Consider the following 23,844-nt stretch of genomic DNA (forward strand, 5'->3'; position numbering starts at 1 on the left):
TTTTTTACTTTCGTTGTTTTCATGTTCTGAAACAGCTGTTAGAGGCCTTAGTCCTTCTTGGTGTGCGCAGATTGTAAGTGTTTATTAGGATGGAAGATTAATAGTTACATTTGATCTGTGGGTTAAGTGTAATTAATTAATTGCTTAAGTGTGTGGTTGAAGTTGTGGTTGTTATCCATTAGTGTTTTTTCGGTCTGGAGAGGGCTGTCCCTATTGGGTGTTTGTTGTTTTCTCAATAGTCTTTGGTTTTTTCTCGAGTGTTTTTCACATTTAATTACGAAGTTGAAATAATGTCCGAATTTATCTGTCGGACGTGCCGCTTCGCGTGTGGATATTTCCTTATTAAACTTATTTGATTGAGAAAGTGGTGGCGCGTTATGAGCTATGTGGATGGCAAGGCGGCAGGCTTCAAGGAACTTGTCGGTCTTTTTAAACTGGTTGAACTTGAGGAGGCACTGCAGGACTTCAATAAAACACCAGAATATGAGGCGATTATTCGGTATTACTTTGCGTGTATTGAAACGCTCAAGCCTGAACGGCAACTGGAGCCGATTGGGTTACTCAAGGACGCCCTGGCAGCGTTGCCCGGGTCTGAAATACGTCGTCGGCGCGCCTCTGAGTTGGAATTGTCGGTCAGTCCCGATGCCAACCAGGTACCCGATCTGACGGAGATCTACAACCGGGTCGAATCGTTTCAAGGGCGTTTGAACAGATATGTCTCGCAGATCATGTCGACGGCAGTGCAAGTGCCCAAAAAACTCCACTTCATCTGGCTGGGGGGAGGCCTCGGGGAGATTCAGCGCGATTATATTCATGTCTGGAATCAGGTCATGGCCAAAGAAGGCTACGAGCTGAATGTCTGGTATGACAGCGATGGACTACTGGTTCATGAAACCAACCGAATCATCGTCGAGGCGGCCAAGGCTGATGTGTTGTCTGGCGAAGGGCAGGGTGTTACCTCCGGCCACGAGTTGGCCGATCTCTATGAAGAGCGAGCCACGGCGTTGAAGCGCCAGATGTACGAACACATCAATCGGGCAATCGCACTTGGCAAGAGTGCCGATGAGGCGCGAATGGACTTGCTGGTTCGCGGTTACGGTCAGGAGGAAAAAAACCTGCGCGCTTTGCGCAATAAAAACGTTCAAGTCATGACCGGCCTCAATGACGAGCACATTCGATTGCGCGATGTTCATGAACTTCCGGCCTTCTCTCGATTGGGAGATTTCTATAACCGTGAAATGTCTTTGCGCGGCAACCTTGCAACGGCCTCGGATATTATGCGGGTGCTAGTGGAACATGGCGAAGGCGGGATCTATAACGACGTGGATTTCTTGCCGCCGCTTGCTCAGGAACTGGCGGGTATTGAAATTAACAAACAAGAGTTCGATGCACGACTCGGCGTTTTGCAGCTGTTGCTTGACCACAATCCTCATTGGATGCCGAGCCGGCAGACTCTGCGCAGTCGCTATACCGACTACACCGGGCGAATACCTGCGGCGCATCGAGATGCCCTGGAGCGGTTTGCCAAAAGTTCGCCAGCGTTAGAGCAGGTGTTTGTTCCGCTCGAGGATTACTCTGTTCGACCCAACAGTTTGCGATTAGCGATGATTGAGGGCCGCGAGTCCAATGCGCTGATTGTTAGCCATCCCGGGTCAGCTGCGCTGGAAGCCATTATCGAGCGCTTTGAAATCCACCTGCGTGTACTGCTGGCAGTTGAACTCCAGGCCAACAAACGAGGAGTCAAATTCTACGATAGAAGTGCCATTTATGAACTGACAGAGGAAGTACTCAGGGAGGAATTCGATATCGTCGATCAACAAGCTAACGAAGATGATTATCGTGCCAGTAGCCTGTGCATGGGGATCGCTGATTATTTCAGTGACGGCATTCGTCCCCAGGCTGAGGGCTCGATATTCTTGACGGGGCCGGGGGCTGTGCGTGCCGGTCTGTTGGACTTCGAGAGCAAAACCCTGACACCTCAGGCAGCCAAGGCGTTTAGAGAGACTGTGAAAGCGCACGCTGGGTTTAACAACGTTACGGAAGAGGAAAGAGATCATTCCTGGAAAGAAAATGCCGAAGACCTTGATACCTGGCTCAACGCAGAAAAGCAGCGCTGGACCGACGGGGTGCTGAAAGCTCGTTACACAGGCAACATGGCACAGTTGCTCAAGTACCAGAGCATTGATTTCGAAGAAGGCTGGCCGGTGATCGAAGGTCGTCATGTGTTGATCACCGACCTGTTGCAGCAACTGGCCGATGATCTCGGTGAGCCGTTTCGCCAGGCGATGAGTCAGCGCCACAACGGCAGCGTGACGTTTGAAAAGCCGTTGTCCCTGAGCTTCGATGATCGGCAAGCGATCATTGCTCAGGATGCCAGCATCCGTCCTCCGGCATCCCTGCCGGACGCAGCGACACAAAACCTGACGGTGGATGAGCTGCTGAGCCAGGTCACCAAAGACCCATTGCTCACCGTAAAACTAAACCCGCTGCAACGTCTGTTGCTGGGTGGGCTATTGGGGGTCAATGCCCTGGATAACCAGCATTTCGATGCCGCCAGTGCAACGCTTGAAAACCTTGCCAATACGATGTCGGAGTTTGGGGTCATCCACCGTTACGGGGCCATTGAACGGGAGCTGTTCAAGCAAAGGCGTCCGGCTTTCCTTGCCGGGTTGACGGGTGCTTCCAACCCGCCCGTAGCCTTGTCCGAAACCAGTGTCGAACTCAAGAAACAGGCACTCGAACGCCCACTGACCCTGGTTGAATGGGGTCATTGGGTCGCCAGAATTCAGCACGTGGCGAAGCTCGAATACCGCGACCGGATCGGCGAACGAATCGGGGAGGTGCTGGAGAGCTTCGATCACGGCAGTTTCAAAATGGTGCCACAGGACTTGTTGCTCGAAGGCGCAGGTGATCGGGTTGCCGGACGCTGTTACCCACTGGCGCTGGCTCTGGCGGCAGCGCTCCACAAAGGCAGCAGTGCCGCAAACACCTTGAGAGAACGTTTTTACCTGGCCGTCACCGAGCCTGAGGCTGGGGATTCAAAGGCGTTTGTGAGCATGATCGAGGAGTTGCGTGACGCACCTGTCAATGACATAGGCAAGCCATTGATGCGCTCTGATCTGACTCAGGTCGTAGCGCTTCTGGAAGCAAAAGCGGCCAATACGACCGTGATGCTCAATTCGGACAACCACTCGATGCTGGTGGCGAAAATCTTCGAAGGCGAGCACAGCATTTATTTGCTCTACGACCCGAATTTCGGGGTCTTCGAGTTTGTTACGTCGTTGGCGTTCAACGACGCGTTGACGCATTTTTTTCTGCGTAAACAAATGGCCATGCATTACGCAGCCTTTGGCGATGCGCAACGGCCGACCTTTGATCTGATCGAGCTCGATGGCGCCAAACTGAACAAGATCGTGCTTGCCTCCGGCAGTGAGGTATCAAGCCTGTCCGAGCCAGGTCCTTTGCCTGAACAAGCGCTGTCCAGGGTTCGGCAACGCGTGGCCAGTGCGCGTGGGCGATCACTGGTCAACAATGCGGTGCTGGGCAGTTCATTGCTGGAACTGGACGCGCACTGGTGGAGTGGGCAGATCGCGCAGGCGACTCGGCAGTTGCAGGAGCAACACGGGCTGGCGTCGGATTCTGTTGTGTTGTTCGAGACACTGGAGATAACCCCGACAGGGGAGTACAAAATCAGTCTGGTCGACACCGATTCCGCAAAGACCATTGTGCGTGTGACGACCGATGATCACCGGTTCCTGAGGATTAAAAACTTCCTCTCTGAAACTTTCCACTCATTGGCCGGCCGCCCGCGTGCGGCGGTCAATCCGCCTGATCCGACGGACGCCGGACGCCGGCAGCGTTCATACGCTCAATGCCGGGTTCACTGTACAAGCCTTGATGAACGCGCTACGTCATCACGAACTTGCGGCAAGCGGTGGTGACAATGCGCTGACCACGGCCATTCGCCTGCATGCCTATGTGAACTATGCCCAACTGGCTCATGGCAACGTGGTGGATGTTATTGGTGTGATCAAACTGGTCCGCCAGGCACTGAACGATGAAAAACTGATCGCCCGCACCAGCGCACCGCTAGTGCAAAAGGCCTTGGGGCATATTGCCAATGAAGGCGTCGGCACGGTGTTGGGGTTGGTGAATGTCGGGTTTGATATTTACCAGTTGAGCCATGCCACCAACGACATTGAGAAGGCGCAGTTTGGAACGCAGTTGGCGTTCGATTCCGCGAGTGCGGTGTTGGGCGCCGCCGGTCTGGGTGCGGCACTGGTTGGTGCGGGTACAGTGGCCGCGGTGCTCGGCGGCGCCGGGGTGATTCTGGGTGGGCTGGCAGTGGGCGTTGCTGCGCTGGCCGAAGGCTTTGCCACCATTGCCGAGGAGGCCAAAGAGGTCGGCCTGTTTTTTGAAGGGGTGGAAGAGGCTTATCTGCAAGGCGGCTATCATCTGGACAAGGCGTCGAATGCCTGGTTTGCGCATCCCTTGGCGGTCTTCGCCGACGTGGATTTGCGCGCGGCCACCGTCCATTTCGACAGTCCGAAACTGTTCCCGCTTCGGGATCATTTCGGGGTTCCGGATTTCGATGTGAACTACGCATCTGCCACCAATATTCGCCAGGGCCTGGGTTTACCGGACTCGGCGCGTTTCTCGCCGCAGGCCGGGCAGACGATCGTTCTGCCTTGCACACCCAAGACCTGGTACGGCTATGAATACAAGTTGCTGCCCTTTGTCACGTTTCGTCATGCCCATGGGTTCGATACGGCGCGACGCCTGGAGAAAAAGAATCAACAGGGGCAATGGCAGTTCCTGTTTTCGTTTTACTCGTTTCCCGGTGAGTACGTCGTCCACAAACTGAACCCGGCCTATAAACCCACGAAGTTCAATGTTCGTCTCGATAACGTCGAGCGCTCGCTGGTGGTGTCTGCTCTGCCAAAAATGTGGCATGGCCTGATCACCTACAGGATTGAAGGTGCAGGTGCGCAATGTTCCGTGCTGCTCAATCCGGGTGTGAGCATCGAGCTGGACGCACCGGGCCACACCGCAATGCGTTGGTTGCTGTTAGCTCCCTGGCTGAATGAGGCAGATGTCCGGATAGAACCGGCGGGTCGCCTTGTTTCAAGCACGTTGGATATGACGTTCATTGGTGGTGGCGTACACGATGTGTTGCTCAAGCTGGCGGGTAACAAAATCATGCGCGTTGATCTTGTTGCCCGTCGGCTGGAGGTGGTCGAAGAAGACGCCGATCCGGCGCTCGGGGAACAAGCGCTGCTGGATCATTTCAAGTCACTGGCCCGTGAACATCGTCTGGCCATGCCTTATACCCCGGTTCATGCCTTTGTGGTGCCGTTTGAAAAACCGGACGAACCCAGGACGGTAGTCGCGTATTACGACTCGGCACAGGATCGTTTTCTGTACATCCGCGACCCGAATGTCCTGGTGTCCGATGAGGTGATATTGGGCGCGGTGTTGGAGGGTTCGGCTTACTTCTATCACCCCGAGAGTTTCGATGTCTGGCAGGTCGATGCGATCACCGGGACGCTGGTTCAGCACTATCGTTTGCTTATTAGAGATCGCCTGGCGATTGTCCGCTTCGAGGCTGTGACCAATGGCGGCATTCAGATCGTGCAGCAGCTCACTGGGAAGGACGGCCAGCGCGATGAACTGACCTATGTGATCCATGACCGGGCTGTGTTGCTCAGCTCGATCACCCGCGGTCAGGATCCTGCGTTGCAGGCTGTTTTGGAGGCTGACACGCTGACGGACTGGAAGCAGGTACTGGGCGACTATCACTTGCTGGCAGAGTCCGCCAATAAAGTTAACTGGCGTCCCGGTGCACTGGTTTCGATTTGTTGGCAGATCGATGCAAAGTGGCGGGATCTGGTTTGGGTGCGCAGCAGTGACGGGTTGATTATTCGTGCACCTGCCAGGCGTCACCATGCGCGGGGATGGGCAGACTCGATCAAGGCCTTGAATGATCTTGTGCTCATTGCTCCCGCCGGTGTCGAAGGCGAAGTGTTCGTTACCTACGACAAACTTCACCAACGCCTCATGTGTCAGCAAAGGTCGATGGTGGATGGTCGCGCACAATGGTCGTCCAGCAACATCTCCCCCCCGGGGCTGAAAAATGTTGTCGCCGTTGAGCGGGACTATCTTGTCCTGACCGATTCTGGTTTGTTCTTTAACATTATGCCGGACGGGAATCTGAGACTCGGCGGGCTGACCGAGCACTGGTTCAAGGGCAAAACCCAGTGGTGGTCGGCGCTGGAAACGGTTGCGTTGCAATACCCGGTGCCGAGTTTTGCCATCCTGGGTTTGGCCGGTTTCAAGGGCGGTTTGTGCGCCTGGTACTTGGGTGGTCGGCTGCTGCTCGCTGAAATGGGGCACGGCAAAGAAGTACGGTTGCTGAGTATTACTCCAGACAATCAGGCCACCTGGCTGTTTGATCTTTCAACCGGCAAGATTGTCCGTCAGGGTTTTATCGATCCAGACCACTTGAGCACGGCATTTGCCCAGGGAACGAAACTGTTACTGGCTGAGGCATTGCCAGCCCCGACGCAGGAATGGGCGAGCTGGACCTTTAGCGACGTAACAGTGGAAGGCTCTGGCCTGAGGGCCACGACGCTGGAAGGTGTGGAGGTGGATTTACAACACAACGAACCGGTACGGATTACGGGCGTTAACAGCCGTTGGGTCGCTGCACTGGAAGGAGAATTGAGTGAGGGCCTGGCGGCGCTGGCGAACGAACATCGATGCGCCGATTTTCTGTCCGTCCAAGACCCTGTCTACCAACAATGGTACGTGGTCCGGACCGGACGGTTGATCCGCATTCCGAAGACCGCTATTGCTGCGCAATCCACGCTCGTCGGCACCCGGCATCAAACCAATGTGATGCTGCATGACCGCAGGGATGGTTTTTTGCACACCTATCCGCAAAACAACAGGGTCGGACCGCTCGACTATGTCCAGCGAAACGCCGAAGTACTGGTGGTCGAGGGGTCGAAAACGCGTACGGACCTGCTCCCGTTGATTGCCGATGATGTCAGCATCCTGGTGCTCAAACTGGGTCAAGGTTCAACGACCTGTCGGCTTACCAGAGCCGCGTGGTTGAAACTTGAATCGGTCATTGTCGATTGCCGCCATTCGCTCGACCACTCGCCCTCGGTTCCGGGAAAACTGATCTGGGATATCGTGGTTGCGGATCAGTTGTGGGCGAGCCGGGTCGACGAGCACTTGGTGGTTGTGGATGTGGACAGTGGACACAGTTTGATCTTTCGCGACGTATTCTCGACCGATGTCGTTTTGCAACGGAACGTATTTCTGACGATGAGCGGCTATCAGTCCTTCGCGGTGTCAACACTGGTGAGTGCCCTGGCCAGGAAGGGCAGTACAAACAGTGTGTTACTCAAAGACATTTTGCCCACCGCAATAGTTGAAAAAATAGAAGGTTGAGTTCTGACAGCCACTGACACGTTGAACCTGTTCGATGTGTCAGTGGCTGTCGGCTTTTTTGATGAGTTAGTGCAGGCACTGGCCATCGAAGCGAGGACAGGCAGCTTGCCGCGCTAATGACAAAGGTGGGCGTCACGGAACCAGATAGCCCTTCACCCCGGTAAAGATGATCTGCGCCGCCAATGCGCAGACGAACAACCCCATCAACCGGCTGACGATCTGCAAGCCCTGGTCACCGAGAATCCGCTCGATGCGGTTGGACAGATAAAGCACTACGCCGACCGTAAAACTGGCCAGGGCAATACTGAGAATGGCCATGAGTTTGTCGTCCCAATGAGGCTGACTCACGCCCATCACCAGCAAGGCGCCGATGGTGCCGGGGCCGACCGTCAGGGGAATGGTCAGCGGAACGATGGTCACGTCCTGCTGCACGTTGTCGGTTTGCACCGCCGACTTGCCCTGAGCCATGCCCAGCGCCGAGATAAACAACACACTGCCGGCGCCGATGCGGAACGCGTCCACGGTGATGCCGAAGACACTGAAAATCACCCGCCCGAACAGGTACAGCAAGACGCTGGAGACCAGCGTGGCTGTCGCCACTTTCCAGGCCAGTCGACGTTGTTCCTTGCGCGAATAACCGCGGGTCAAACTGATGAAGCAGGACAATACGAAGAACGGGCTGTAGAGCACCAGCATCTTCAGGTAAACGCTGAACAACACGTGGAGCATGGTACAAGCTCACTGGCGAGGGAAGTCGAGGGGGAGTCTATCAGGCGCTGCGGGGTCTGTCGGCTCAGGACGTTTGAGTCGCTGCGCGGATCTGCTGGTCGCGCTGGGCCACCCAATGCTCGATCAGGTCGCGCAGTTGCGACAGCTCGACCGGTTTGGCCATGTGCCCGTCCATGCCGGCCTGACGCGCGCGCTCTTTGTGCTCGGCAAGGATGTGCGCCGTCAACGCCACCACGGGGGTGCGAGTCCGCTGGTTGCCGACTTCCCATGCACGCAATTGTTGAGTCGCGGAGAAGCCATCGAGGATCGGCATTTCGCAGTCCATCAGGACCAGGTCATAACGCTGGGCTTTCATCGCCTGCAAGGCTTCTTCGCCATTGCTGGCGGTATCCGGTTGCAGGTTGAGCTTGCCTAGCATGCCGCGAATCACCTTGGTCGAGATGCTGTTGTCTTCGGCCACGAGAATGCGGAAATCGCTTGGTACCTTCACCGGTAAGGTAGGACCGGTGGGCAGGTGCTGCGAGATGGAAAGGCCCTTGTTTCGCTGGTTCAGTTCGTCGGCCAACGTCGTCTTGAGCGTGTAACCGGCCACCGGTTTGGCGAGGATGCGTTTGATCCCGGAATTGCGCGCGATGATCTTGCTGGGCGCATTGCTGATGCCGGTGAGCATGATCAGCAGGATGTCGTGGTTCAGGCTCGGGTCTTCCTTGATCTTGGCCGCCAGTTGCATGCCGGTCATGCCGGGCATGTTCTGGTCCAGCAGGACCACGTCGAAGTAATCGCGCAAGTGAGCCTTGGTCCGCAGCAGCGCCAGCGCTTCCTTGCCGGACGCTACGGCACTGACATTCAGGCCCCAGGCGGTGCACTGTTGCACCAGCACTTTGCGACACGTGTCGTTATCGTCCACCACCAATACCCGTGCACCCTGCAGGGGGCCATCAAGGTCAGACGTCGGGTGTTCGAGGCGGTCAGGGTCCAGCGGCAGGGTCAGCCACAAGGTGCTGCCCTGGTTGGCGCCGCTCTTGACCCCGAACTCACCTTGCATCAAGCGAATCAGCTGACGGGCGATCACCAGCCCCAGGTTGCCTCCCAAACGGGTGGCCGAGAGGAAATGCTTGCTGTGCAGTTCGGCGTGCATCAATGCATCGCGCTCTTCGGCGTCCATCGGCTCACCGCTGTCCTGCACGGCAATGCGCAAGCGCGGTTTGGCACTGCGCTCATCGAGCGCGACGACGATCAGGATTTCGCCTTCGTCGGTTTTCTTCAGGGCGTTTTCCAGCAGGCTTAGCAGGGTCTGACGCAGACGCGTCGGGTCACCGCTGATGACGCGTGGCACTTGCGGCTGGATAAAGCTGATCAGCTCGACGTTCTGCTGTTCGGCCTTGGCGCGGAAGATGCTCAGGCAGTCTTCGATCAACGCGTTGAGGTCGAACTGCACATCGTCCAGTTCGATCTGCCCGGATTCGAGCTTGGAGATGTCGAGAATCTCGTTGATCAGTGTCAGCAGTTCGTTGCCGGCACTGTGGATGGTCTGTACATAGTCGCGCTGCTTGACCGAGAGCGGCGTGCCCAGCAGCAGCTCGGTCATGCCCAGCACGCCATTCATTGGGGTGCGGATTTCGTGGCTGATTTTTGCCAGGAATTCGGCCTTGGCGTTGATCTCGGCGTTGCTGGCGGCCAGGTCGCGGCTGACGCTGAAACGGTCTTCGGTGATGCTGCGCTGACGTTCGCTCAAGGCAATGCTCATCAACAGGCCACTGATGCAGATGAACACCAGCAACGTGGTGATCAGGCCTTGAGGCTCCACCAGGGTCAGCCCCAGCAGGGCGGGCAGGATAATCAGCGTACCGGCGTTGAACACCACCATTGCCGCCACGAAAAGACGCGCCGGGCGATAGCCTTTCTGCCAGTGATAGGCGCTGACGAACAACATGGTCAGGCCCGCGAGGGCGACCAGGGCGTAAGTGATGATGTTCAGCGGCAGGGTGTTGACGAACAACAGCAGCAGGCCGCAGACAGTGATGAAGATAATGTCGCCCAGCAGCAACTTGTTCAGCGGGTGCGGGCCGAGCGGGGCGAAGAACCGGTAGGCGAACATCAGACCGCAGGGCGCCGTCAGCAGAAGGGCGAGGTAAGCGCCCGGTGTCTGGGCCGCGTGCCAGTCCGGCAGCCACGGACCGGCCACGTTCAGCAGCAGGACCAGGCTGAGCATCAACAGCCCTTCGCAGCCTGCCAGCCAGAGACTACTGCGTGAACGAGTGTAGGCATAACGAATGAGGTTGTGCAGGATCAGCATTGCGATACAGCCGAACAACAATCCGTAGATCAGCGTCTGATTCTGATTGGCTGCGGTCATGATCGCCGACTGCAGGGTGATGTAAGGCCTCAACTGATGGTCGGAGACCAGTCGCAGGTAAACGTCGAGAGGTTTTTCGTTTTGTGGCAGCGGCAACATGAAGTCGCTGCTGGGCAATGGCCGTTCAGCCTGGGGCTGGCCGGTGCCGGTGTTCAGTTGCTCGATCAGCGTGTCGCCGTCCAGCACATAGAGATTGAGGTGCGACAGGTCGGGAGCGAACACCCGCAGCAACTGTTCATGCTTGCCGGGCGCGAGTCTGAAACGCAGCCATAACGCGCCATCGGGCTCGGCGGCGGTGAGGCGGTCGAGTTCAATGGGGCTGAATTGATTGGTGTAGCGAGCGGAACGGATGTCGCTGAGTTGCAGGTCGCCCTGTTCGTCGAGCAATACCGCCCAGCCACTGCCTTGCGCGGCCTGGGCCGGGAGCATGCAGAGCAAGGTCAGCAGAGTGACGGTGAAACCTATGGCAATCCTGAGCCAGCGCACGGCGAAATCCCTTCGTAGGTTGATGCCAGAATATAACTATGCGCGGCGCCGGAATAGTCAGGCAAGGGCCCGAAGCCCTTGCCTGGCCAAATGGCGCTCTTATTCCTGATTTTCGCCACGCTCGCGGGCAATGGCACGGTAGCCAATGTCCTTGCGATAGAAACAGCCTTCCCAGTCAATTTTGGCCGCCAGCTTGTAAGCCTGCTGCTGGGCGGCATCGACGCTGGCACCCATTGCCGTGGCGCAGAGTACCCGGCCACCGGCCGTCACCACTTGACCGTCCTTGAGTGCAGTACCTGCGTGGAAGACTTTGCCTTCCAGTGCCGCGGCTGCATCGAGGCCGTTGATGGCAACACCTTTGGCATAGTCACCAGGGTAGCCGCCCGCCGCCAGCACGATGCCGACGCTCGGACGCGGATCCCATTGTGCTTCGACCTTGTCCAGGGCTTGCGCCAGCGCCGCTTCGACCAGCAACACCAGGCTCGACTGCAAACGCAGCATCACCGGTTGGGTCTCAGGGTCGCCGAAACGGCAGTTGAATTCGATGACTTTTGGGTTACCAGCCTTGTCGATCATCAGGCCGGCGTACAGGAAACCCGTGTAAACGTTGCCTTCCTCGGCCATGCCGCGCACGGTTGGCCAGATCACCAGATCCATGACGCGCTTGTGCACATCGCTGGTAACCACCGGTGCAGGGGAATAGGCACCCATGCCGCCAGTGTTCGGACCGGTATCGCCGTCGCCGACGCGTTTGTGGTCCTGGCTGGTGGCCATCGGCAGCACATTTTTGCCGTCGACCATGACGATGAAGCTGGCTTCTTCGCCATCCAGGAACTCTTCGATCACTACGCGCGAGCCTGCGTCGCCGAAGGCGTTGCCAGCCAGCATGTCGCGCACGGCGTCTTCGGCTTCGGTTAGCGTCATGGCAACGATCACGCCTTTACCGGCGGCCAGGCCATCGGCCTTGATCACGATCGGTGCGCCTTTTTCACGCAGATAAGCCAGGGCTGGCTCGATCTCGGTGAAGTTCTGGTAGTCGGCCGTCGGGATCTTGTGGCGCGCCAGGAAATCCTTAGTGAAGGCTTTCGAACCTTCCAGCTGAGCAGCGCCAGCGGTTGGACCGAAGCAGTCCAGGCCACGGGAGCGGAACAGATCGACGACGCCGGCGACCAGTGGCACTTCCGGGCCGACGATGGTCAGGGAAACATTCTTCTCGGCGAAGTCTGCAAGCTGTTCAAGTGCCAGCACATCGATAGCGACGTTCTCGCACTTGGCTTCGATGGCGGTGCCGGCGTTACCGGGTGCCACGAAAACTTTCTGCACGCGCGGATCCTGAGCCACTTTCCAGGCCAGGGCGTGTTCACGGCCACCGCTGCCAATGATCAAAACATTCATTTCAAAAACCTCGGATGACGCTAATTCTTGATAACACCGCTGGGGTGCTCTTACTGTGGGAGCGAGCTTGCTCGCGATGGCGGCGGCACATCCAGCATCAATGTGTCTGAAAGGGCGCTATCGCGAGCAAGCTCGCTCCCACAGGGGATCGGTGTATCAGTGACGGAAGTGGCGCATGCCAGTAAAGACCATCGCGATGCCGGCCTCGTCGGCTGCTGCAATCACTTCGTTATCACGCATCGAGCCGCCTGGCTGGATCACCGCAGTGATACCGACCTTGGCCGCGTTGTCGATACCGTCGCGGAACGGGAAGAAGGCATCCGATGCCATGACCGCACCTTGCACTTGCAAACCAGCGTGTTCAGCCTTGATCGCAGCAATACGCGCGGAGTTCACACGGCTCATCTGGCCAGCGCCGACACCGATGGTCTGACGGTTCTTGGCGTAGACGATGGCGTTGGACTTAACGTATTTGGCGACTTTCCAGGCGAAGATCAGGTCGTGGATTTCTTGTTCGGTCGGCGCGCGTTTGGTCACGACTTTCAGGTCGTCGGCGCCGATCATGCCGATATCGCGGCTCTGTACCAGCAGGCCACCGTTGACACGTTTGTAGTCCCAGGCAGCGGCGCGATCAGCCGACCACTCGCCGCAGGCCAGCAGGCGCACGTTGGCTTTTGCCGCGACGATGGCGCGAGCTTCTTCGCTGACAGACGGGGCGATGATCACTTCGACGAACTGACGCTCGACGATGGCCTTGGCCGTTTCAGCATCCAGCTCGCGGTTGAAGGCGATGATGCCGCCGAACGCCGACTCGGTGTCGGTGGCGTAGGCCAGTTCGTAAGCCTGACGGATGCCGCCTTCGGCGTCCGGGCTGACGGCCACGCCGCACGGGTTGGCGTGCTTGACGATCACGCAGGCCGGTTTGACGAAGCTCTTCACGCATTCCAGCGCGGCGTCGGTGTCGGCCACGTTGTTGTACGACAGCTCTTTGCCTTGCAGTTGGGTCGCGGTGGCGATACCAACTTCGGCAGGCTTGGTTTCCACGTAGAACGCCGCGCTCTGGTGCGGGTTCTCGCCGTAGCGCATTTCCTGAGCCTTGACGAACTGGCTGTTGAAAGTGCGCGGGAACTCGCTGCGACCGGAGGTCGAGAGGGTGTCAGCCGCCTGGTTCACGGTGCCCATGTAGTTGGCGATCATGCCGTCATAGGCGGCGGTGTGTTCGAAGGCCTTGAGCATCAGGTCGAAACGCTGAGCGTAGGTCAAGCCGCCGGCCTTGAGGCTTTCAAGGACATTGGCGTAGTCGCTGGCATTCACCACGATGGCCACGTCTTTGTGGTTTTTTGCAGCCGAACGAACCATGGTCGGGCCGCCGATATCGATGTTCTCGATGGCGGTCGGCAGGTCGCAGCCTGGCTTGTTGATGGTGGCTTCGAACGGGTACAGGTTGACCGCTACCAGGTCGATCGGCTTGATGCCGTGCTCATTCATGATGGCGTCGTCGATACCGCGGCGACCGAGGATCCCGCCGTGGATTTTCGGGTGCAGGGTTTTCACCCGACCGTCCATCATTTCTGCGAAACCGGTGTAATCCGCGACTTCCACTGCGGCAACACCGTTGTCGCGCAGCAGCTTGAACGTTCCGCCGGTGGAGAGGATCTCGACGCCCAGGGCTTCAAGCTCTTTGGCGAATTCGAGGATCCCGGTCTTGTCGGAAACGCTGATCAAGGCGCGGCGGATCGGCAGGCGGGTAGTCTGGTCGGTCATTTCAATTTCCATCAAAAGCAAAGGAGTCAGCAAAAAAGGCGACCGTTTTTACGTGGGCGCCTTTCTGGTTTGATTGAATGCTTACAGCAAATCGTACTGCTTGAGTTTCTTGCGCAGCGTGCCTCGGTTCAGCCCGAGCAGCTCGCTGGCCTTGGTCTGGTTGCCCTTGACGTAGTTCATCACGCACTCGAGCAGGGGAGCCTCGACTTCGGAGAGCACCAGGTTGTACACATCCGTGACGGCAGCGCCTTCAAGGTGGGCGAAATAATTGTGCAGCGCCTTCTCGACACTCCCGCGAAGGGTCTGACCTTCTTCGCTAGGCGTATTGAGGTGCTGTTTCAAATTCACGTTGTCGCTCACGGGTGTTGTTCCACTCACTAAAGTCTCGGTCATCATCGTCATGCGGCCACCTCGTCTCCGTCCCCTGTCAGGCTCTTGTAACGTTCGGCGAAGAAGCCCTGAACGTTGGCGCATTGTGCTTCCGTATCTTCCAAACGATTGAAGTGGGCGCGAAACTCCCTGGCGCCCGGCAAGGTTGCGAGATACCAGCCCACATGCTTTCGAGCAATGCGTACGCCCATGACGTCTCCATAGAAGACGTGCAGCGCAGCCAGATGCTCTAGCAGAATGCGTTCCACCTCGATCAGCTCCAGTGCCGGGAGTTTCTCGCCGGTACGCAGAAAATGATCGATCTCACGAAAAATCCATGGCCGCCCCTGGGCGGCCCGGCCTACCAGCAGGCCATCGGCACCGGTCGCATCGAGCACGTACCGGGCCTTCTCTGGCGAATCGATATCGCCATTGGCAAAGACCGGAATCGACACGGCCTGCTTGATCGCGGCGATGGTGTCGTACTCGGCTTCGCCGGTGTACAGATCGGCACGGGTGCGGCCATGGACCGCCAACGCCGTAATGCCTGCCTGCTCGGCGATCTTCGCCACGGTCAGGCCGTTCTTGTTGTCCCGGTCCCAGCCGGTGCGGATCTTCAGGGTCACCGGCACATCAACCGCAGCCACTACGGCCTGCAGGATCTCGGTCACCAATGCTTCATCCTTCAACAGCGCGGACCCGGCGGCCTTGTTGCAGACCTTTTTCGCCGGACAGCCCATGTTGATATCAATAATCTGTGCGCCCAGTTCGACGTTGGCCCGGGCCGCATCCGCCAGCATCTGTGCATCACCACCGGCGATCTGCACCGAGCGGGGCTCGGGATCACCTTCGTGGATCATGCGCATCCGCGATTTGCGGGTGTTCCACAAGCTCATGTCGCTGGTGACCATTTCCGAGACTACAAGTCCTGCGCCCAGTCGCTTGCACAGCTGACGAAAGGGTTGGTCTGTGACCCCCGCCATCGGGGCGAGAATCAAGCCGTTGTGCAATGTGTAAGGACCGATGCGTACCGCCGACATAGGACTTCCCTGTTGTGGGGCCGGATCATGGGAGTTCGAAAAAGGGTTGGCATGATACCCGCTCTCGATGACTGGATAAAGGCTGAATTGAACAAAATCTGAACAGTTATTCTGTTATCGCCAGTGGTTTGGTGTGAGCGGCCGAAGTCAGAAATATGCCGTCAAAGCCGTAACACTGAACCGTTTCACTCGGGCGAATGGAAGCTCAGGCTGTAATTCACCGCTTTGGAGCCTGGATCGAGGATATCCAGTGCGATGTGGATCGGCGTTTGCGGAGGCATTTCCGCCATCCCTTCGAGATCGCCGTTGAGGTACTCGCCGGGTTTGAAGCGACGGCTGGCGATCAGGTGGCCGTTGAGGTCGGCAAAACGCAACTCCAGCAGCGGGAAAGGCTGGGAGAAGGGCGCGCGGTTGTAGATGATCGCGTCGACCACCAGTGCACCGTTGAAGTCCGGGTGACTGCGAACCACCAGATTGCTGCTTTTGATTTTGGCGATGTCGACTTTGGATGGCACGGTGCAGCCGATTTGCGGGCACAGCTGCTGGAACCACGGACGGTACTGGTCCTGGCGCGCCAGCTCGTCGAAATGGTAGGCAATGTACTGACCGGCGAGCGCAGCGGCGCCGAGCAGGACCAGCAGCAGCCAGAAAAATCGGCGACCCCAGGGTGAACGGCGCTTTTTCCAGTCCAGTTGCAGTGGGTCATCGGTCAGGTCTTGCAGGGCTTCGGCGCGGACAGCCGGCTCACGCTTTTTGCGCACAGGTTCGATCGAGGGCAGATCGTCGTCGATGTCGTCGGTTGCCGACAGGCGCTCGTGATGCATCGGTGCGTCGAGTGGGTCGTGCAGGCGCAGCTGTGGCGGCAGAGACTCGTCGTCCGGCTCCACCGGTTCCAGGGACAGCGAAGGTTCGGTGCGCGAGTATTTGCTCGGATCGAGTTCCAGCTCTGGCAAGTCGGTCTCTGCGGTCTGCGCACGATCGGCGGCTGATTCGCTGAACAGGCTGTCGGGCCACGACGCTTCTTCGTGCTCGACGGTATCCCGGCTGGCACTCAGGTTGTCTTCGCGCTGTCGGCCGAATTCCGTGGTCGGCTGGATCTCCCGTTGTTCGAGGCGGGCGAGCTCTTCGTCCAGGTCCAGGCTGTCCAGATCCAGCTCGGCGGCGGTCCATTGCTTTTGGCTGATGGCTCGCGGCTCCGGCGGTTCGACGATGGCCGGGGCAGCCGGCGTGATCGCGTCTTTGTCGGCACGTTGTTCAAGCAGCTGCTTGGCGGCGTTGAACACCTGCAAGCACGAGCCGCAACGAACCACTCCGCGGGCCACGCTCAATTGAGCATGGCTGACACGGAAGCTGGTTTGGCAATGCGGGCACTGAGTGACGAAGCTGTCGGTCATGCGGCGATCCGGTTTATGCAGGCGCTCATTCTAGCGCCGACGGCCAGTGATGCGCACCCAGCCATCGCGATTGGCGATCGGGTCCAGATGAAAGTCCTGGGCGTAAGCCTTGGCGACTTCTTCACCTTGCTCGGCGAGGATGCCTGACAGCGCCAAACGACCACCGGATTTGACCAGACTGGACAATTGCGGCGCCAGGGAAACCAGCGGGCCGGCAAGAATGTTGGCCACCAGCACGTCGGCCTGAACCTGCGGCAGATCTTCCGGCAGATACAGCGGGAAGACTGCTTCGGCAATATTGTTGCGCCCGGCGTTATCGCGGGAGGCTTCCAGGGCTTGCACGTCGATATCGGTACCGACGGCTTCCTTGGCGCCCAGCAGCAGGGCGGCGATGGCCAGAATCCCCGAGCCGCAACCGAAGTCCAATACGTTGCAGTCTTTCAGGTCCTGGCCGTCGAGCCATTCCAGGCACAGCGCGGTAGTCGGGTGTGTGCCGGTGCCGAACGCCAGGCCCGGATCCAGCAGCAAGTTCACGGCGTCAGGCTCTGGCGCGGCGTGCCAGCTTGGAACGATCCACAGGCGCTGGCCGAAACGCATCGGCTGGAAACCGTCCATCCAGCTACGTTCCCAGTCCTGGTCTTCGATGACTTCGCTGTGATGCTCGGGCAGCGGGTTGCCGGTCAGCAACTCAAGGTGGGCCAGTACGGTGGCGGCTTCGGTGCCACCTTCGAACAGGGCCAGCAGGTGCGTGTGCGACCACAGCGGCGTGGTGTTGAGTTCCGGCTCGAAGATCGGTTGATCTTCGGCGTCCATGAAAGTCACCGATACGGCGCCCACTTCAAGGAAAGCGTCTTCGTAGGTTTCGGCTTGTTCTGGGCTGATGGCGAGACGGACTTGCAGCCAAGGCATGGCGGGCACCTTTGAAAAATATTGATTGCAGCCTAGCGGGCTGCGAGAAGCGCGCAAGTTTACGCGAGCGCGGGGCTTTTGTGGGAGCCGCTTGAACTGCATTCACCGCGCAGTTCCTGAATGACACCGAACCTGTGGGAGCGAGCTTGCTCGCGATGGCGGCATGACAGACAACATTAATTTTGAATGTGATGGCCTCATCGCGAGCAAGCTCGCTCCCACAGGGGATGTGTGTTGCCTGATGAAATCTCCAGAAACAACAAAGCCGCTCGAAAGCGGCTTTGTTGGTATGGATCACAGCTTAATGCTTTTCGCCAGCCAGCTTGTGTTCCAGGTAGTGGATGTTGATTCCACCTTTGCAGAAGCCTTCATCACGGACCAGATCGCGGTGCAGCGGGATGTTGGTCTTGATCCCGTCGACAACGATTTCGTCCAGCGCATTGCGCATGCGCGCCAGGGCTTCGTCACGGGTTGCGCCGTAGGTGATCAGCTTGCCAATCAACGAATCGTAGTTCGGCGGAACGGCATAGCCACTGTACAGGTGCGAATCGACGCGAACGCCGTTGCCGCCTGGTGCGTGGAAATGCTTGACCGTGCCTGGGCTCGGCATGAAGGTTTTCGGGTCTTCGGCGTTGATCCGGCATTCCAGTGCATGACCGCGGATAACCACGTCTTCCTGGGTGTACGACAACTTGTTGCCAGCGGCGATGCTGAGCATCTCCTTGACGATGTCGATGCCGGTGACCATTTCCGAAACCGGGTGCTCAACCTGAACGCGGGTGTTCATTTCGATGAAATAGAACGCGCCGTTCTCGTACAGGAACTCGAAAGTACCCGCGCCACGGTAGTTGATGTCGATGCAAGCCTTGACGCAGCGTGCGAGGACTTCAGCCCGTGCCTTCTCGTCGATGCCCGGTGCCGGCGCTTCTTCGAGAACCTTCTGGTGACGACGTTGCAGCGAGCAATCGCGGTCGCCCAGATGGATGGCGTGGCCCTGGCCGTCGGAAAGTACCTGAACTTCCACGTGACGTGGGTTGGTCAGGAATTTTTCCAGATAGACCATCGGGTTGCCGAACGCCGCGCCTGCTTCGGTGCGGGTCAGTTTGGCGAAGGAGATCAGGTCTTCTTCTTTATGCACAACGCGCATGCCGCGACCACCGCCGCCGCCAGCGGCTTTGATGATCACCGGGTAACCGACTTCGCGACCGATGCGCAGAGCGGTTTCTTCGTCTTCAGGCAACGGGCCGTCGGAACCCGGAACGGTTGGAACGCCAGCAGCGATCATGGCGTGCTTGGCCGATACCTTGTCGCCCATCAGGCGAATGGTGTCGGCTTTCGGGCCAATGAACGCGAAGCCGGAGTTCTCGACCTGTTCAGCGAAATCAGCGTTTTCCGCAAGGAAACCGTAGCCTGGGTGAATGGCGGTGGCGCCGGTCACTTCAGCCGCGGCGATGATGGCCGGAATGTGCAGGTAAGAGTGGGCGGCAGAGGCCGGACCGATGCAGACGGATTCGTCTGCCAGGCCCAGGTGCATCAGCTCTTTGTCGGCCTTGGAGTAAACGGCGACAGTCTTGATGCCCATCTCTTTGCAGGCGCGCAGGATCCGCAGGGCGATCTCACCGCGGTTGGCGATCAGAACTTTTTCCAACTTCGCAGTCATCAAAGTCTCTCCGCGGTTCAAACGATGGTGAACAGCGGTTGGTCGTACTCAACCGGCTGGCCGTCTTCGACGAGGATAGATTCGATCACACCGCTGGTTTCAGCTTCGATGTGGTTCATCATCTTCATGGCTTCGACGATGCACAGGGTGTCGCCTTTCTTCACGGTCTGGCCGACTTCAACGAAGGACGGCGAGGATGGCGAAGATTTGCGATAGAAGGTGCCGACCATAGGCGAACGGGCAACGGTGCCGTTCAGCACTGGCGCGGCCGGAGCAGCAGGTGCGGCGGCAGCAACCGGGGCAGCAGCGACAGGCGCAGGCGCCGGAGCATGCATTGGAGCCGGTGCGTAGTACTGCTGAGCCGGGGTCTTGCTGTGACGGCTGATGCGTACGGACTCTTCGCCTTCCTTGATCTCGAGCTCGTCGATGCCGGACTCTTCCAGCAGTTCGATCAGTTTCTTAACTTTACGGATATCCATGAATCATCAACTCCCAAGGGTCGGTCAGGGGCGTATAGCTTGTTGTTCAAGCTGTTCCAGGGCAGCCTCCAGGGCCAGTCGATAACCGCTGGCGCCAAGGCCGCAGATCACTCCCACCGCTACGTCGGAGAAGTAAGAGTGATGGCGGAAAGGTTCGCGTTTGTGCACGTTAGACAAATGCACTTCGATGAATGGGATGCTCACCGCCAGCAGCGCGTCACGTAATGCGACACTTGTGTGCGTAAAAGCTGCTGGGTTGATCAGAATGAAGTCCACACCTTCGCTGCGGGCAGCGTGGATGCGGTCGATCAATTCGTACTCGGCGTTGCTTTGCAGGTGCAGCAAATGGTGGCCGGCTTCACGGGCACGGCGTTCCAGGTCCTGGTTGATCTGCGCCAGTGTCGTAGCGCCGTAGGTGCCCGGTTCACGGGTGCCGAGCATGTTCAGGTTGGGTCCGTGCAGAACCAGTAGCGTCGCCATCTGCTGTTCCTTGTGATCTGTGTGCAATTGTCAGAACCCGGCGACTATGCCGCAAAGCCTTTGTGACTGTCCAGTTCTATGCAATAGCCAGCACGATGGCCGATGTTTGCGCGAAATATGTGACCGGGTTATTAAATCCGGTCATTTGCTTTCGCAACACGTTCGGCGAAGTCGGTGGCGTTGATCTCGCCGATCACTCGCACATCGGCGTGTTCGACGCCGTCCTTGCCGAAAAACATCAGCGCTGGCGGGCCGAACAGTTGGTAGCGGTCGAGCAGGGCGCGTTGCTCGGCGTTGCTGGCGGTGATGTCGAAGCGGATCAGTCGATAGCCTTTGAGGCGTTCGACGACCTTGGCGTCGTTGAGCACCTTATGTTCGATGACTTTGCAACTGATGCACCAGTCGGCGTACCAGTCGAGCAGCAGCGGGGTGCCTGAAGATTTGGCTTCGGCGAGGACGCGGTCCAGGTCTGCCGGGGTATTGATGGTTTGCCAGGCGCTGGTGTTTTGCGGTTGCTCGTTGCCGGCAACCGTGCGCGGCTGGCCAATCGGATTGAGCAGGTCGGTCTGGCCGCTGAATGCTCCGTACCAACACGCCAGCGCGTAGAACAGCAGGAACATCCCCAGCAACTGACCCAGGCGTTTTCTCGGCGGCTTGTAGACGAACTCCAGCGCACCCATGAACAACCCGACGCCACCGGCCAGCAAGCCGATCAGCAGCAACGTGATCTGGCCCGGCAGTACTCGACTGAGCAAACCGATCGCCAGCCCCAGCAACAAAACGCCAATCGCGTTTTTCACATAGATCAGCCAGGGGCCGCTTTTCGGCAGCCAGGCGGCGCCACCAGTGGCGACCAGCAACAGCGGGGCGCCCATGCCAAGGCCGAGCATGAACAATTTCAGACCACCGCCCAATGCATCGCCGCTGGCGCTGATGTACAGCAGCGCGCCGGCCAGCGGCGCCGAGACACAGGGCGACACCAACAGGCTGGAAACCACGCCCAGTACGGCGGCGCCCCACAACGAACCACCCTCGGTGCGACCGGCGATCCGATCCAGCCGACTGCTGATGGCGTGAGGCAGCTTGAGTTCGAAGACGCCAAACATCGCCAAGGCAAACAGCACAAAAAACATCGCGAACGGCACCAGCACCCAAGCCGATTGCAGCCGCGCCTGAAGATTGAGTTGTGCGCCGAACATCCCCATCAACGCCCCGAGCAGGGCGAAGCAGGCGGCCATTGGCAGCACATAAGCGAGGGACAGATTGAAGCCGCGCAAACCACCCACCTGACCACGCAACACTACGCCGGACAGGATCGGCAGCATCGGCAGCACGCACGGTGTGAACGTCAGGCCTATGCCTGCGAGGAAGAACAGCGCCAGTTCGCGCCAGCTCCAGGTCGGGGTCGCGCCTGCGCTGCCATCAATACTCAGGCGCTCTGTTTCGGGTGGATAGCACAAGCCTTTGTCGGCGCAACCCTGGTATGTAACCACCAAGGTGAAGGCGCGTTGATCGGTGCGCGGCAGTTCTACATCGAGAACCCCGTGGTAGACCTCGACATCGCCGAAATACTCATCGTGCTTCTGTTCGCCCTTGGGCAGTTGCGCGGCGCCCAGGCCAACATCGGCCGGATCAGCGCGAAACTGAAAGCGATGGCGATAGAGGTAGTAGCCCTCGGTGGCGACGAAACGCAGTTTGACCGATTGCGGTGTGCTTTCTACCAGGCTCAGCTGAAAGGCTTCGCGTACCGGCAGAAAGTCGGCGCTGTTGTTGATCGAGCCCAACGTCGAACTGGGCCGACTGTCCAGCAAGCCGGCGGCGGTGGCCGGCAGGGCGAGCACTAAAAACAACAGGCAGAGCAAACGGCGCATGACAATCTCGCGTATCGAAAGTGAGGGCATGATAGCGGACAGCGGTCGGGTGTGCAGGGCGGGGAGTTTTGCGGTGACTGTTCTGGCGCCATCGTCGCATCGCCGCCCGGAGCAAGCTCGCTCCCACAGGGGTACGCATTCCATTGTGGGAGCGAGCTTGCTCGCGATGGCGGTCTGTCAGACGCGGAAGGCTTGGACGGCAGTATGCAGCCGTCCACCCAGCACCAACAAATGTTCCCCTTGCTCACGTCCCTGGCCAATGCGCAGCAAATTATCCCCACCCAATTGGTGAATCCGCTCACTGTGATCGCGGATTTCGCTGACAGCGCCGCTCTGCTGGGCGGTGACATCGGCGATGCGCACGGCAGTATCGGAAATGGTCTGGATCGCGCCGACGATTTTATCCAGCGCACCGTCAGCCGCCTGAGCCTGATTGGCAGTGGCTTCGGCGTGTTCGACCTGGGCGCGCATGCCTTCCACCGATTGTCGCGCCGCGGTTTGCAAACCGGCGATTAACGTCTGGATCTCTGCTGTGGCGCCAGCGGTGCGTTGCGCCAGTGAGCGAACTTCTTCGGCCACCACCGCAAACCCTCGACCCATTTCCCCGGCACGGGCCGCTTCGATGGCGGCGTTCAGGGCCAGCAGGTTGGTCTGGTCGGCAATCGAACGGATCACGGTCAACACGCCGCCAATGGTGGCCGACTCCTCGGCCAGGTGTTCGATCATTTGTGCGTTGCCCTGCACTTCACCCACCAGCGCATGCAGTCCGGTGAGGCTCAGGCCGATGACTTTCTGCCCGTGCTCCACCGCCAGCCCGGCATGGCGGCTGGCGTCGGCCGCCTGGCTGGCATCGCCGGCAACCTGTTGAATGGTCGCTTCCAGCTCGCCGAGGGAATCGCGGATCAGCGCCGTGTCACCGGCCTGATGTTCGGCGCCGCTGTGCAGGTCATTGCTCAGCTCGGCCAGGGTTCGGCTGCTGCCGGCGACCTGCTCGGCGTTGAGGCGAATGGTCCCGACCAGGTCGACCAGATAGGCGCGCAAGCGATTGAGCGAAGCTTGAATGTCATGCAGTTCGCGATTGGTCGCGCCCAATTCAATGTCCCGGCTGAAGTCGCCCTCGGCCCAGGTCGAGAGGGCCGGGGCGAGGTTGGTCAGCGTCCGGGCCAATTTCCGTTGCAAGGTGTCGATCAGCAAAGCAATCAGCAGAATCAGGCCGATCATCACGCCTTGCATCAGCCGCACTTCGCCCTGGATCTGTCCGTGCTGGGCGCGAACCACCGGTTCCAGTCCGGCAATGGCCTGCTGCACGGCGGCGATTTTCAGGTGAGTGGCGGCGCTGAGGTCGGTACGTTTCTGGATCTGGTCGCGTGTGCGCGCCAGTTCGGCTGGGTAGCGAGTCAGGAGGCTGTTCAGTTCACGCTTGAGGCCCACGCCAGTATCCTCGGCGATGGCCT

Annotated in this window: 14 protein-coding genes and 1 pseudogene; 2 read left to right on the forward strand and 13 right to left on the reverse strand. The window is 58.7% G+C overall.

The window, feature by feature from the left end; genetic code table 11:
• Positions 1–377: 377 nt before the first annotated feature.
• Positions 378–3,941 (forward strand): TcdA/TcdB catalytic glycosyltransferase domain-containing protein, encoded by a 3,564-nt coding sequence (locus ACA056_RS02900; RefSeq protein ID WP_497270366.1) that lies wholly within the window; start codon positions 378–380, stop codon positions 3,939–3,941.
• The gene (locus tag ACA056_RS02905) at positions 3,898–7,458 is read left to right on the forward strand and encodes a TcdA/TcdB pore-forming domain-containing protein (RefSeq protein WP_497270368.1); all 3,561 of its coding nucleotides are present in this window, start codon (positions 3,898–3,900) and stop codon (positions 7,456–7,458) included. The genes ACA056_RS02900 and ACA056_RS02905 overlap by 44 nt, the downstream gene beginning before the upstream one ends.
• Before the next feature lie 132 nt (positions 7,459–7,590).
• On the opposite strand, the gene ACA056_RS02910 is transcribed toward ACA056_RS02905, so the two are convergent.
• The 13 genes and pseudogenes from ACA056_RS02910 to ACA056_RS02970 form a co-directional block, all read right to left on the reverse strand.
• Positions 7,591–8,187: a MarC family protein gene (locus tag ACA056_RS02910; RefSeq protein WP_223432860.1), complete on the reverse strand. Its 597-nt coding sequence runs from the start codon at positions 8,185–8,187 to the stop codon at positions 7,591–7,593.
• A 64-nt stretch (positions 8,188–8,251) separates the two neighbouring features.
• The gene (locus ACA056_RS02915) at positions 8,252–11,029 is read right to left on the reverse strand and encodes a hybrid sensor histidine kinase/response regulator (RefSeq protein ID WP_497270370.1); all 2,778 of its coding nucleotides are present in this window, start codon (positions 11,027–11,029) and stop codon (positions 8,252–8,254) included.
• Positions 11,030–11,128: 99 nt separating this feature from the next.
• Entirely contained in the window at positions 11,129–12,424 is a 1,296-nt protein-coding gene (gene purD / locus ACA056_RS02920) for a phosphoribosylamine--glycine ligase (RefSeq protein WP_497270372.1), read from the reverse strand.
• Between the two features lie 156 nt (positions 12,425–12,580).
• On the reverse strand, positions 12,581–14,188 hold the full coding sequence (gene purH, locus ACA056_RS02925; protein WP_497270374.1) for a bifunctional phosphoribosylaminoimidazolecarboxamide formyltransferase/IMP cyclohydrolase: 1,608 nt from the start codon (positions 14,186–14,188) through the stop codon (positions 12,581–12,583).
• Between the two features lie 81 nt (positions 14,189–14,269).
• Positions 14,270–14,590 carry a DNA-binding transcriptional regulator Fis gene (gene fis, locus ACA056_RS02930; RefSeq protein WP_007907419.1) on the reverse strand — a complete coding sequence of 107 codons (321 nt, stop codon included), beginning with the start codon at positions 14,588–14,590 and terminating at the stop codon, positions 14,270–14,272.
• The gene (gene dusB, locus ACA056_RS02935) at positions 14,587–15,597 is read right to left on the reverse strand and encodes a tRNA dihydrouridine synthase DusB (RefSeq protein WP_008153758.1); all 1,011 of its coding nucleotides are present in this window, start codon (positions 15,595–15,597) and stop codon (positions 14,587–14,589) included. The genes fis and dusB overlap by 4 nt, the downstream gene beginning before the upstream one ends.
• Positions 15,598–15,782: 185 nt before the next feature.
• Entirely contained in the window at positions 15,783–16,991 is a 1,209-nt protein-coding gene (locus ACA056_RS02940; protein ID WP_497270377.1) for a DUF3426 domain-containing protein, read from the reverse strand.
• 30 nt (positions 16,992–17,021) lie between these two features.
• Entirely contained in the window at positions 17,022–17,900 is an 879-nt protein-coding gene (gene prmA / locus ACA056_RS02945) for a 50S ribosomal protein L11 methyltransferase (protein WP_497270379.1), read from the reverse strand.
• A 301-nt stretch (positions 17,901–18,201) separates the two neighbouring features.
• Positions 18,202–19,560: an acetyl-CoA carboxylase biotin carboxylase subunit gene (gene accC, locus ACA056_RS02950; RefSeq protein WP_008153754.1), complete on the reverse strand. Its 1,359-nt coding sequence runs from the start codon at positions 19,558–19,560 to the stop codon at positions 18,202–18,204.
• 17 nt (positions 19,561–19,577) lie between these two features.
• Positions 19,578–20,039 carry an acetyl-CoA carboxylase biotin carboxyl carrier protein gene (gene accB / locus ACA056_RS02955; protein ID WP_054044024.1) on the reverse strand — a complete coding sequence of 154 codons (462 nt, stop codon included), beginning with the start codon at positions 20,037–20,039 and terminating at the stop codon, positions 19,578–19,580.
• Positions 20,040–20,063: 24 nt separating this feature from the next.
• The gene (gene aroQ, locus ACA056_RS02960; RefSeq protein ID WP_008031265.1) at positions 20,064–20,519 is read right to left on the reverse strand and encodes a type II 3-dehydroquinate dehydratase; all 456 of its coding nucleotides are present in this window, start codon (positions 20,517–20,519) and stop codon (positions 20,064–20,066) included.
• A 131-nt stretch (positions 20,520–20,650) separates the two neighbouring features.
• Complete coding sequence (locus ACA056_RS02965; protein WP_497270382.1) at positions 20,651–22,390, reverse strand: protein-disulfide reductase DsbD; 1,740 nt, start codon at positions 22,388–22,390, stop codon at positions 20,651–20,653.
• 177 nt (positions 22,391–22,567) lie between these two features.
• A pseudogene (locus ACA056_RS02970) lies at positions 22,568–23,074 on the reverse strand (methyl-accepting chemotaxis protein); the annotation flags it as partial.
• Between the last annotated feature and the right edge of the window lie 770 nt (positions 23,075–23,844).

It is taken from the genome of Pseudomonas sp. LBUM1666 (assembly GCF_059695775.1).

What these genes read in the sequence shown, in the direction of transcription:
- ACA056_RS02940 (WP_497270377.1), bottom strand. Translation starts at nt 16,991, where the DNA reads ATGACCGACAGCTTCGTCACTCAGTGCCCGCATTGCCAAACCAGCTTC.
- ACA056_RS02965 (WP_497270382.1), bottom strand. Translation starts at nt 22,390, where the DNA reads ATGCGCCGTTTGCTCTGCCTGTTGTTTTTAGTGCTCGCCCTGCCGGCC.
- ACA056_RS02910 (WP_223432860.1), bottom strand. Translation starts at nt 8,187, where the DNA reads ATGCTCCACGTGTTGTTCAGCGTTTACCTGAAGATGCTGGTGCTCTAC.
- ACA056_RS02905 (WP_497270368.1), top strand. Translation starts at nt 3,898, where the DNA reads ATGAACGCGCTACGTCATCACGAACTTGCGGCAAGCGGTGGTGACAAT.
- ACA056_RS02900 (WP_497270366.1), top strand. Translation starts at nt 378, where the DNA reads ATGAGCTATGTGGATGGCAAGGCGGCAGGCTTCAAGGAACTTGTCGGT.
- purH (WP_497270374.1), bottom strand. Translation starts at nt 14,188, where the DNA reads ATGACCGACCAGACTACCCGCCTGCCGATCCGCCGCGCCTTGATCAGC.
- accC (WP_008153754.1), bottom strand. Translation starts at nt 19,560, where the DNA reads ATGACTGCGAAGTTGGAAAAAGTTCTGATCGCCAACCGCGGTGAGATC.
- purD (WP_497270372.1), bottom strand. Translation starts at nt 12,424, where the DNA reads ATGAATGTTTTGATCATTGGCAGCGGTGGCCGTGAACACGCCCTGGCC.
- fis (WP_007907419.1), bottom strand. Translation starts at nt 14,590, where the DNA reads ATGACGATGATGACCGAGACTTTAGTGAGTGGAACAACACCCGTGAGC.
- accB (WP_054044024.1), bottom strand. Translation starts at nt 20,039, where the DNA reads ATGGATATCCGTAAAGTTAAGAAACTGATCGAACTGCTGGAAGAGTCC.
- prmA (WP_497270379.1), bottom strand. Translation starts at nt 17,900, where the DNA reads ATGCCTTGGCTGCAAGTCCGTCTCGCCATCAGCCCAGAACAAGCCGAA.
- aroQ (WP_008031265.1), bottom strand. Translation starts at nt 20,519, where the DNA reads ATGGCGACGCTACTGGTTCTGCACGGACCCAACCTGAACATGCTCGGC.
- dusB (WP_008153758.1), bottom strand. Translation starts at nt 15,597, where the DNA reads ATGTCGGCGGTACGCATCGGTCCTTACACATTGCACAACGGCTTGATT.